Here is an 11142-nt window from a genome sequence, read left to right as displayed (position 1 = left end):
GGCGCGAGCTGACCAGTTCGATGTCGAAACAGAACGGCTGGTTGAGGGCTTCGCGCCCAACGAAACTGAGCACTTGCAGGTCGGTGGAAATGCCCTCGAGGGTGAGGGTGATGTGGGTGGTGTTTGCGTCCAGCATGGGGGGCGTTCCGTCCTTTGGGCGAGCGGGGACGGATAGTGCCGCAATTAAATACGCCTTCTCCCTGTGGACGGAGAAACAGGAAGTTGCCTGCTTTTTGGTGCGAAACCTCCCACGAGTTTTTAGGTATCAGGGGGCTTGTCAGCCCGGTTAGGGCAGTGCCTGCAACAGCTCGCCCACGCTGGTGAACGCCCGATCAACCGGCGCCAGCACCGGCCGTTTCAACACCAGCACCGGCACCCCCCGTTCCCGCGCCACTTCAAGCTTGGGCTCTGTCGCCTGGCTGCCGCTGTTTTTGCTGATCAGCACATCGACCTGGCGTCGTTCAAACAACGCCCGCTCTTCTTCGAGCAGAAACGGCCCCCGGGCGCCGATCACTTCGCAGCGCTCATTGCCCGGGTACGCGTCCAGTGCCCGTAACGTCCAGAACTGCCCGGCCGGGATTTCATCCAGGTGCTGCAAGGGCTCACGGCCCAAGGTGAACAGCGGGCGTTTGAACGGTTTGAGGGCCCGGGTCAGTTCGGCCCAGTCGGCCACTTCGCGCCAGTCATCCCCCGGCTGTGGCTGCCACGCCGGGCGACGCAAGGCCCAGCACGGCACGCCGCAGGCTCGGGCGGCATGGGCGGCGTTGTGGCTGATCTGCGCGGCGTAGGGGTGCGTGGCGTCCAGCACCAGGCCGATACCGTGCTCGCGCAGGTACTGCGCCAAGCCGTCCACGCCGCCGTAACCGCCCACGCGCACCTGGCAGGGCAGGTCGGTGGGCACGCGGCCCACACCGGCCAGGCTGTAGAAATGCTCGGGCCCCAAGGTGCGGGCGATGGCCAGGGCTTCGGTCACACCGCCCAGCAGCAAGATACGGTTCATGACGGCTTGACCACGTCCAGCAGGGTGATAGGCAACGCCTGGCGCCAGGTGTCGAACGTGCCCAAGGGCTGCGCCTGGGCGATATGCAGGCGCGTCAGCTCGCCGCCGTGTTGTTCGCGCCAGGCCATCAGGGCCATTTCGCTTTGCAGGGTCACCGCGTTTGCCACCAACCGTCCGCCGGGGCGCAGGTGCTGCCAGCAAGTCTGGAGCACGCCCTCCCGGGTCACGCCGCCGCCGATAAAGATCGCGTCGGGGGCTTCCAGGCCTGCCAAGGCCTGGGGCGCTGCGCCGCGTATCAGTTGCAGGCCGGGCACGCCAAGGGCGTCGCGGTTGTGTTCGATCAGGCCTTGGCGGCCCGCGTCGGCCTCGATCGCCAGGGCGCGGCAGCTGGGGTGCGCGCGCATCCATTCGATGCCGATGGAGCCGCTGCCCGCGCCCACGTCCCACAGCAGTTCGCCGGGCAGCGGGGCCAGGCGGGCGAGGGTCATGGCGCGCACGTCGCGCTTGGTCAACTGGCCGTCGTGCCGGAAGGCCGTGTCTGGCAGCCCGGCGAGGCGGGACAGGCGCGGTGTGCTGGCCTCGGCCACGCAGTCGATAGCCACCAGGTTCAGGGCGGCCACCGGCACGTCTTGCCAGCCCTGCGCGGTGCCGTCGATGCGCCGTTCGTCGGCGCCGCCCAGGTGCTCGAACACACTCAGGCGGCTCGGGCCAAACCCGCTCGCTTGCAACAGCGCGGCCAGCGCCGCCGGGCTCTGGCCGTCATTGCTCAGCACCAGCACGCGCACGCCGCTGGCCAGGTGGGCGTTCAGCGCGGCCAGCGGGCGGGCGACCACCGACAAGGTCACCACGTCCTGCAACGCCCAGCCCAGGCGAGCAGCGGCCAGGGACACCGACGACGGCGCCGGCACAATCAACAGCTCATCGGCCGCCACCTGCCGCGCCAGGCTGGCGCCCACGCCGTAAAACATCGGGTCGCCGCTGGCCAGCACGCACACCGGCTCGCCGCGCCGCGCCAGCACCGGTTCCAGCGAAAACGGGCTGGGCCACACCTGCCGCTCGCCGCGAATGCACACCGGCAACAGGTCCAGCTGGCGGCTGGCGCCTATAATCCGCGTGGCACGCAACAGGGCATGCCGGGCGTTTTTGCCCAGCCCCTTGAAGCCGTCTTCACCGATGCCTACTACCGTCAGCCAGGGCGACATATGAATTCCTTGAACGACATCCGACCGGCAGGCTTTTCATGCCGTCGGACAAAGCAGGCATAATACCGCGCCTTGACCCGCCAACCGGAAGCCCCGTGAAACCACTGCCCCCCACCCCTGCGCTGCGCCCCTCCGGTTGTCCGGGGTTGTTGCGCATTGTCCAGGCGCTGGACGGCGGCATTTGCCGGATCAAACTGGCAGGCGGCGCCCTGCACAGCGAGCAGGCGCTGGCCGTGGCGCACGCCGCCCGGGCCTATGCGGGCGGCGTGATTGAGGCGACCAACCGCGCCAACCTGCAGATCCGCTGCATCGGCGCCGAGCACGACGCCTTGGTCGCCACCCTGCTGGCCGCAGGCCTTGGCCCGAGCACCGCAGGCGGCGACGATGTGCGCAACCTGATGCTCAGCCCCGGCGCGGGGATCGACCGCCAGATGCTGCTGGACACCCGCCCGCTGGCCGGGCAGATCCTGCACACCCTGCAAACCCACCCGCGTTTTCACGAGCTGTCGGCCAAGTTCGCCGTGCAACTGGACGGCGGCGAAGCCCTGGCGATGCTCGAACATCACCATGACCTGTGGCTGTCGGTTTTTGAAGCGCGCGGTGAAACCTGGTGGGCGTTTGGCCTGGCGGGCTGTCCGGGGCTGGATGTGCCCTTGGCGGCCGTCCCGCTCGCGCAAGGCCATGGGCTGGTGGTGGCGGTGCTGGAACGCTTCCTGGACCTTGCCACGCCCGCGCACACCCGCATGCGCCACTTGTTGGCCGAAACGCCTGTGGCGACGTTTTTGGCGGGGCTGAAGCTGCCGTTAAAGCCTGCCACTGGCTTTTGTCGCCGCAAAACTCCTGCGCCGCTGCACCTGGGCGCTTATCCACAGCGCCAGCCAGGCCGGGTTTATGTGGGGGCCGTCGCGCCCCTGGGGCGGCTCGATGCCGACATGCTCGAGGGCGCCGCCCGGCTTGCCCGCGAGCACGGCGATGGCACCTTGCGGTTCACCCCGTGGCAGGGCCTGCTGGTGCCTGATGTGCGCGACGCCCACCCGGTGAGCCAGGGCCTGGCGCAACTGGGTTTTCTCTGCTCGGTCGATCAGCCCCTGGCGCGCCTTGTGGCCTGCACCGGTTCCAGCGGCTGCGCCAAGGCCCTGGCCGACACCAAGGCCGACGCCCTGCAATTGGCGGCCCTGCACCCCGTGCCCCCGGTGCACCTGTCTGGCTGTTCGCGCTCGTGCGCGGCGGCCCACACCGCGCCGGTCACGCTGCTGGCGGTGAGCCCCGGCCACTACGACCTTTATTTTCGCGAGGCAGGCCACCCGGGCTTCGGCCGCCTGCACGCGCGCACTCTTTCCATTGAAGCGGCCGGCGCCGTGTTGAGCGCTGGCCCACGGAGCAACACCGATGATTGATTACATCCGCGACGGCCAGGAGATCTACCGTAACTCCTTCGCCATCATTCGCGCGGAAGCCAACCTTGAGCGCATCCCGGCCGACCTTGAAAAACTCGCGGTGCGGGTGATCCACGCGTGCGGCATGGTGGAGGCCATCGACGGCCTGCAATTTTCCGCAGGCGCGGGCAAGGCCGGGCGCGATGCGCTGGCCGCCGGGGCGCCGATCTTGTGCGATGCGCGCATGGTGTCCGAAGGCGTGACCCGTGCCCGCCTGCCCGCCAATAACGAGGTGATCTGCACCCTGCGTGACGACAGCGTGCCCGCGCTTGCGCGTGAGCTAGGCAACACCCGCTCCGCCGCTGCGCTGGAGCTGTGGCGCCCGCACCTGGCGGGCAGCGTGGTGGTGATCGGCAACGCGCCGACCGCGTTGTTCTACCTGCTGGAAATGCTCGACGCGGGGGCGCCCAAGCCTGCGCTGATCCTGGGTTTCCCGGTGGGCTTTGTCGGCGCGGCCGAGTCCAAGGCCATGCTCGCCGCCGACAGCCGGGGCGTGCCGTTTGTGATCATGCAAGGCCGCCTGGGCGGTAGCGCGATGGCCGCAGCGGCCGTCAACGCCCTGGCCACGGAGGTCGAATAATGCCGGCACGCGGACGTTTGATCGGCCTGGGCGTGGGCCCCGGCGACCCGGAACTGATCACCCTCAAGGCCCTGCGCCTGCTGCGTGAGTCGCCCGTGGTGGCGTACTTCGTGGCCAAGGGCAAAAAAGGCAACGCCTTTGGCATCATCGAAGACCACCTGGTGCCCGCGCAGACCCTGATGCCGCTGGTGTACCCGGTGACCACCGAAGCGCTGCCCGCGCCGCTGTCCTACGAGCAAGTCATCAGCGACTTCTACGACAGCGCCAGTGTGGAGGTGGCGGCGCACCTGGACGCGGGCCGAGACGTGGCGGTGATCTGCGAAGGCGATCCGTTCTTCTACGGCTCCTACATGTATTTGCACGACCGCCTGGCCGAGCGTTACGACGCCCAGGTGATCCCGGGCGTGTGCTCGATGCTCGGCGGCGCTTCGGTGCTGGGCGCGCCGCTGGTGTACCGCAACCAGAGCTTGTCGGTGCTGTCGGGCGTGTTGCCGCATGAGGAACTCAAGCGGCGCCTGGCGGATGCCGACGCGGCGGTGATCATGAAACTGGGCCGCAACTTCATCAAGGTGCGCCAGGTGCTGCAAGAATTGGGGCTGGCCTCGCGGGCGCTTTACGTGGAGCGCGCGACCATGGCCAACCAGAAAATCGTCGCACTGGATGAGGTCGATCCGACCTCTTCGCCGTACTTCTCGTTGATCATCGTTCCCGGTGAAAGGTGGCAAGGCTGATGAACGTGCCTGCGATTGTGATTCTGGGCCAGGGCAGTTTGGCCACGGCCCGCAAGATTCAAGCGGTGTATGACGGGGCCCGGGTCTACGGCCTGGCCGGGCGGGTGGAGGGGGCCGATGAGGCCTACAGCGAATTCGGCGCCACCCTGCGCCAGTTGTACCAACAGGGCACGCCGCTCATCGCGCTGTGCGCCGCCGGGATTGTGATCCGTACGCTGGCGCCCTTGTTGCTGGAAAAAGGCGAAGAGCCCGCCGTGCTGGCGGTGGCCGAGGACGGCAGCGCCGTGGTGCCGCTGCTGGGCGGGCTGGGCGGGGTGAATGTGTTTGCCCGTGAGATCGCCGCGGCCTTGGGTGTGGCGGCGGCGATTACCACCAGTGGCGAGCTGCGCTTTGGCACCTGCCTGCTCAACCCGCCCAGCGGCTATGAACTGGCCGACCTGGAACTGGGCAAGCGGTTTGTTTCCGACCTGCTGGCCGGTGAACGCGTGCGCATCGAAGGCGCGGCGCCGTGGCTGGAGGGCGCCGAACTGGCGCAGGACCCACAGGCGCGGCTTGCCATTCACGTGGGCCACACGCAGCGCGCCCCGGCGGCCCACGAACTGCTGATCTACCCAAAAAACATACTGGCCACCTGCAAACCCGGCCCGCAGTTAGCGTCGCGCGTTCAGGCGGCGCTGGCGCGGGCGGGCCTGGCCGCGCAATCGCTGGCGTGCCTGTTGGCCAGCGAGGCCGAAATGGCCGCGCCGTCGCTGCACGAAGCGGCGCTGGCGCTGGGGGTGCCGCTGCGTTTCGATGCTTTGGCGTTGTCTGAAGACATCACCCTCAGCGTGGCGGCGCAACCGCTGGACCCGCCGCAGATCGGCCGTGCACGCGGGCGCCTGGCCGTGATCGGCCTGGGCCCCGGCGCCGCCGAGTTGATGGTGCCCGCGGTCAAGGCCGAGTTGGCCCGCTGCACCGATGTGCTGGGCTACGAAACCTACGTGCGCATGGCCGGGCCGTTTCGCGACGACCAAGTGCAGCACTGCACCGACAACCGCGAAGAAATGCAGCGCGCCCGCCACGCCTTTGAACTGGCGGTGCAGGGGCGCTCGGTGGTGGTGGTGTCGTCGGGCGACCCGGGTGTGTTTGCCATGGCGGCGGCGGTGATGGAAGCGCTGCACGCGTCCAGCGACCCCGCGTGGCACCAAATCGACCTGGAAATTTTGCCGGGCGTGTCGGCCTCCCTGGCCACCGCCGCGCAAGCGGGCGCGCCGTTGGGGCATGACTTCTGCGTGATGTCGCTGTCCGACAACCTCAAGCCCTGGGCCATCATCGAAAAACGCCTGGACCTCGCCGCCCAGGCCGACCTGGCGCTGGCGTTCTACAACCCCATTTCCCGGGCGCGGCCCTGGCAGTTGGGGCGGGCGCTGGAGATTGTCGCGCAGCACCGCACCGCCCAGACGCCCGTGGTGCTGGGCCGTGACATTGGCCGCCCGGGCCAGACCTTGCGCGTGACCACCCTTGGCGAACTCACGCCGGAGCAAGTGGACATGCGCACCATGGTGCTGATCGGCTCGTCCACCACCTGCGTGTTCCCGCGCGCCGGGGGCGGTGAGTGGGTGTACACGCCGCGTTGGTACGCAGAAAAACCGGCGTCCTGAAAACGCCCGTGACCGTTGCACGAAAGCTCCGAGTGACAGCAGGTGATTGCCCGCTGTGGCTCGGGGCTTTTTCGTTTGCCCGCGAAGAAATCCGGAAGGCCGGCGTACACGCCACGGTTTTGGCGGGCACGCTGGTTTTTTGCCGGCGGCCCCACACATGTTTGTCACGTGGAAAGCCCGCCGGTTGCGGGACTAAGGTGAGGGCACGCCCCATGTGGGGTGCTTGTGGAGAAAAACCAATGGAGCGACATCACAGAAGAACCAACAGTGCCAAACGCAAGAAACTGATCGCCGCCTACGCATTGCCGGGCGCCTCGGTTGCCGGGCCGTCGGTGCCGCAAGAGGTGAACGAGGGGTTCAATGCGGCGGTGGTCAACAACGGCGTCATCTCGTTTGTGGAGGGCGTGTCGGGGCTGAACCGGGAGTACACGCGCAAAAGCTATCTGCTGGCCAGCAGCTACGTCAGCGATGTGCTGAACATTCGCCGGGGCAGCGAGGCCTGGTACGACGAATTCATCAAGGTCATGACCAGCCTGGGCTGGCTGGCGGTGCGCAGCTGTTTCGAACGGGTGTCGACCTCGCGCAAGGGCCTGACGGTGCAGGTGTCGGCCTTGAACCTGATCGCCAGCACGCTGGCCTCCACGTCGCTGTCGGGCCCGCTGCTGGCGACGCTGCCAAAGCTGGCGGCGGATGCGTTGGAGGCGATGAAGCAGCAGCCGTCATCGTTCGATCTGTTCAAGCGCACGACCACGGTGCGCGACGGCGGCGACTTTGGCCTGGCGTCCTGTTCCGAGAGCGCGGGCGAAGTCACCATGGTGCTGGTGATCTACAGCGCCCACGGCGTGAGCAAGCAGCTGGGCATCCCGTTTATCGAGTGGGACAGCTCGTCGTTCGAGGCCTTCAGCGGCTGCACGTACCTGACGCTCAACACCGCGCTGGTCAATGAGAAAACCCTGCAGCTGATGCGCGAAAGCGCAGGCGACAAGGTGCAGGTGGCCATCGCCCAATACCGTATTTAGGGCACCAGGTAGCCGCGCACGCCGGTAAAGATGATCTGCGCGGCCAGCGCGCACACGAACAGGCCCATCAGGCGGCTGACAATTTGCAAACCCTGGTCGCCCAACAAGCGTTCGATGCGGTTGGACAGGTACAGCAACACACCCACCGTGAGGCTGGCCAGGGCGATGCTGAAAATGGCGGTGAGCTTGTCGTCCCAGTGCGGCTGGCTCACGCCCATCACCAGCAGCGCACCGATGGTGCCGGGGCCGACGGTAAGGGGGATGGTCAATGGGACGATGGTCACATCTTGCTGCACGTTGTCGGTCTGCACCGCCGACTTGCCCTGGGCCATGCCCAGTGCCGAGATGAACAGCACGCTGCCAGCCCCGATGCGAAAGGCGTCTACAGTGATGCCGAACACACTGAAGATCACCCGGCCGAACAGGTAGAGCAGCACGCTCGACACCAGTGTGGCCAACGCCACCTTCCAGGCCAGGCGCCGCCGTTCCTTGCTGGAATAGCCGCGGGTGAGGCTGATGAAGCACGAGACGACAAAGAAGGGGCTGTAGAGCACCAGCATTTTCAGATAAACGCTGAACAACACGTGGAGCATGGCAGGGGCTCGCGGTAGAAGGGGGCCGGGCGAGTCTATCACCCCCTCACCACCGGGGCGTATCAGGACGTGGGCAGTTGCTCGGCCTTTTGTTCGCGCTGCGCCACCCAGAACTCCACCAGTTCGCGCAGTTGCGACAGTTCCACCGGCTTGGCCATGTGCCCGTCCATCCCGGCCTGGCGTGCGCGCTCCTTGTGCTCGGAGAGGATGTGCGCGGTGAGGGCCACCACCGGGGTGCGAATACGCTGGTTGCTCACCTCCCACGCACGCAGTTGCTGGGTGGCGGAAAAGCCATCGAGGATCGGCATTTCGCAGTCCATCAACACCAGGTCGTAGCGCTGGGCCTTCATGGCCTGCAAGGCTTCCTCGCCATTGCTGGCGGTGTCCGGTTGCAGGTTGAGCTTGCCGAGCATGCCGCGAATCACCTTGGTGGAGATGCTGTTGTCTTCGGCCACCAGGATGCGGAAGTCATTGGGCACGGCCACTGCCGCCGGTGCAGTGATGGCCGGTTGGCGCTGGGGGGCTGCGCCCTTGCTGCGTTGGGTCAGCTCGTCGGCCAGGGTGGTCTTGAGCGTGTAGCCCGCCACCGGTTTGGCCAGGATGCGTTTGATCCCGCAGTTGCGCGCGATGATCTTGCTGGGCGCATTGCTGATGCCGGTGAGCATGACCAGCAGGATGTCGTGGTTCAGGCTCGGGTCTTCCTTGATCTTGGCGGCGAGCTGCATGCCGGTCATGCCGGGCATGTTCTGGTCCAGCAGCACCACGTCAAAATAGTCACGCAGGTGGGCCTTGGTGCGCAGCAGCGCCAGCGCCTCCTTGCCCGACGGCACGGCGCTGACGTTCAGGCCCCAGGCGGTGCATTGCTGCACCAGCACTTTGCGGCAGGTGTCGTTGTCGTCCACCACTAGTACGCGGGCGCCCTTGAGCGGGCCGTCGAGGTCGGAGGTGGGGTGTTCCAGGCGTTCCGGGTCCAGCGGTAGGGTCAGCCACAGCGTGCTGCCCTGATGGGTGCCGCTCTTGATGCCGAAATCGCCGTTCATCAACAAGATGAGCTGGCGGGCGATGACCAGGCCCAGGTGCCCGCTCAGGCGGGTGGCCGAGAGGAAGTTCTTGCCGTGCAGTTCGCTGTGCAACAGCGCCTCGCGTTCGGCAGGCTCCATGGGCAGGCCGCTGTCCTGCACGGCGATGCGCAGGCGTGGCTTGCTGCTGCGCTCGTCCAGCGACACCACGATCAGCACTTCGCCTTCATCGGTCTTTTGCAGGGCGTTTTCCAACAGGCTCAACAGCGCCTGGCGCAGGCGGGTCGGGTCGCCGCTGATGACGCGGGGCACCTGGGGCTGGATAAAGCTGATCAGCTCGACGTTCTGCTGCTCGGCCTTGGCGCGGAAGATACTCAGGCAGTCTTCGATCAAGGCATTGAGGTCGAACTGCACGTCGTCCAGCTCGATCTGGCCCGACTCGAGCTTGGAGATGTCGAGGATCTCGTTGATCAGCGTCAGCAGTTCGTTGCCGGCGCTGTGGATGGTTTGCACGTAGTCACGCTGCTTGACCGACAGCGGCGTGCCCAGCAGCAACTCGGTCATGCCCAGTACGCCGTTCATGGGCGTGCGGATCTCGTGGCTGATCTTGGCCAGGAACTCGGCCTTGGCGGCGATTTCGGCGTTGCTGGCGGCCAAGTCGCGGCTCAGGCTGAAGTGGTCTTCGGTGATCGAGCGCTGACGCTCGCCCAGCGCCAGGCTCATCAGCAGGCCGCTGATGCAGATAAACCCCAGCAGGGTCACGATCAGGCCTTGCGGCGCCAGCAAGGTGAGGCCCAGCAGGGCGGGCAGGATAATCAGCGTGCCGATGTTGAACACCACCATCGCCAGCATGAACAGCCGCGCCGGGCGATAGCCCTTCTGCCAGTGGTAGGCGGAGACGAACAGCATGCTCAGCCCGGCCAGCGCCACCAGCGCGTAGGTGATGATGTTCAGCGGCAGCGTGTTGACGAACAACAGCAACAGGCCCGACAGCACGATCAGCAGGATGTCGGCCATCAGCAGCTTGTTGAGCGGGTGCGGGCCCAGCGGCGCAAAGAAGCGGTAGGCAAACATCAGCCCGCACGGCGCCGTCAGCAGCAGGGCGAGGTAAGCGCCCGGGGTCTGGATGGCGTGCCAGTTCGGCAGCCACGGCCCCATCAGGTTGAGCAGCAGCGCCAGGCTGAGCATCAGCAGGATTTCGCAGGCGGCCAGCCACAGGCAGCTGCGTGAGCGGTGATAGGCGTAGCGGGTCAGGTTGTGCAGGATCAGCATCGCCAGGCACCCGAACAGCAGCCCGTAGATCAGGGTCTGGTTCTGGTTGGCGGCCGCGAGCAGGGCGGGTTCCAGGGTGATGTAGGGGCGCAGCTCGTGTTCGGACACCAGGCGCAGGTAAACGTCGAGCGGCTTCTGGCTCTGGGGCATCGGCAGCATGAAGTCGCTGCTGGGCAGCGGGCGCTCGGCCTGGGGCTGGCGGGTGCCGGTGGCCAGTTGGTCTACCAGGGTGTCGCCGTCGAGCACATACAGATTGAGGTGTGACAGGTCCGGGGCGAAGACGCGCAGCACTTGTTCGTGCTTGCCCGGTTGCAGGCGAAAGCGCACCCACAAGGCACCGTCCGGTTCGGCAGCGGTGATCTGGTCGAGTTCGACGGGGCTGAATTGATTGATGTAGCGAGACGAGCGGATATCGCTCAGTTGCAGGTCGGCCTGTTCATCAAACAAGACGCTCCAGCCGCTGCCTTGGGCGGCAGCCTGGGCCGGAAACAGGCACAGCAGGGTCAGCAGAGTGACGGTTAAACCTATGGCGATCCTGAGCCAGCGCACGGCGAAATCCCTTCGTAGGTAGTTGCATGGGGGTAACTATGCGCGGGCCCGCATCGGTCCGGCAAGGGCAAAGGGCCCCGGCCTGACCGAACGGATAGCTG

9 protein-coding genes are annotated in these 11142 nt (G+C 66.6%); 5 read left to right on the top strand and 4 right to left on the bottom strand.

The genetic code is table 11. The features are described from left to right. Positions 1-286 precede the first annotated feature (286 nt). Both ACW9H9_RS12540 and cbiE read right to left on the bottom strand, forming a co-directional pair. Positions 287-1000, bottom strand: coding sequence for a cobalt-precorrin-6A reductase (locus ACW9H9_RS12540; RefSeq protein ID WP_457343515.1), 714 nt, complete (start codon positions 998-1000; stop codon positions 287-289). After that, positions 997-2202, bottom strand: a complete 1206-nt coding sequence (gene cbiE / locus ACW9H9_RS12535) for a precorrin-6y C5,15-methyltransferase (decarboxylating) subunit CbiE (RefSeq protein ID WP_457343514.1) — start codon at positions 2200-2202, stop codon at positions 997-999. Before cbiE ends, ACW9H9_RS12540 begins: the two co-directional genes overlap by 4 nt. A gap of 38 nt (positions 2203-2240) precedes the next feature. On the opposite strand from cbiE, the gene cobG reads away from it, so the two are divergent. The 5 genes from cobG (at position 2241) to ACW9H9_RS12510 (ending at position 7608) form a co-directional block, all read left to right on the top strand. Then, positions 2241-3599: a precorrin-3B synthase gene (gene cobG, locus ACW9H9_RS12530; protein ID WP_457343513.1), complete on the top strand. Its 1359-nt coding sequence runs from the start codon at positions 2241-2243 to the stop codon at positions 3597-3599. Beyond that, positions 3592-4218 carry a precorrin-8X methylmutase gene (locus tag ACW9H9_RS12525; RefSeq protein ID WP_457343512.1) on the top strand — a complete coding sequence of 209 codons (627 nt, stop codon included), beginning with the start codon at positions 3592-3594 and terminating at the stop codon, positions 4216-4218. Before cobG ends, ACW9H9_RS12525 begins: the two co-directional genes overlap by 8 nt. Continuing rightward, on the top strand, positions 4218-4949 hold the full coding sequence (locus ACW9H9_RS12520) for a precorrin-2 C(20)-methyltransferase (protein WP_457343511.1): 732 nt from the start codon (positions 4218-4220) through the stop codon (positions 4947-4949). Before ACW9H9_RS12525 ends, ACW9H9_RS12520 begins: the two co-directional genes overlap by 1 nt. Further along, positions 4949-6589 carry a precorrin-3B C(17)-methyltransferase gene (gene cobJ, locus ACW9H9_RS12515; RefSeq protein ID WP_457343510.1) on the top strand — a complete coding sequence of 547 codons (1641 nt, stop codon included), beginning with the start codon at positions 4949-4951 and terminating at the stop codon, positions 6587-6589. Before ACW9H9_RS12520 ends, cobJ begins: the two co-directional genes overlap by 1 nt. Positions 6590-6828: 239 nt before the next feature. Further along, positions 6829-7608 carry a hypothetical protein gene (locus tag ACW9H9_RS12510; protein WP_457343509.1) on the top strand — a complete coding sequence of 260 codons (780 nt, stop codon included), beginning with the start codon at positions 6829-6831 and terminating at the stop codon, positions 7606-7608. Here the strand turns inward: ACW9H9_RS12510 and ACW9H9_RS12505 are convergent. Next, positions 7605-8201: a MarC family protein gene (locus ACW9H9_RS12505; protein ID WP_457343508.1), complete on the bottom strand. Its 597-nt coding sequence runs from the start codon at positions 8199-8201 to the stop codon at positions 7605-7607. The genes ACW9H9_RS12510 and ACW9H9_RS12505 overlap by 4 nt on opposite strands. A 62-nt stretch (positions 8202-8263) precedes the next feature. After that, positions 8264-11041 (bottom strand): response regulator, encoded by a 2778-nt coding sequence (locus ACW9H9_RS12500; RefSeq protein WP_457343507.1) that lies wholly within the window; start codon positions 11039-11041, stop codon positions 8264-8266. Positions 11042-11142: the final 101 nt, after the last annotated feature.

The organism is Pseudomonas sp. SDO5215_S409 (assembly GCF_054071325.1).
This window is presented reverse-complemented; position numbering and strand designations above follow the sequence as displayed.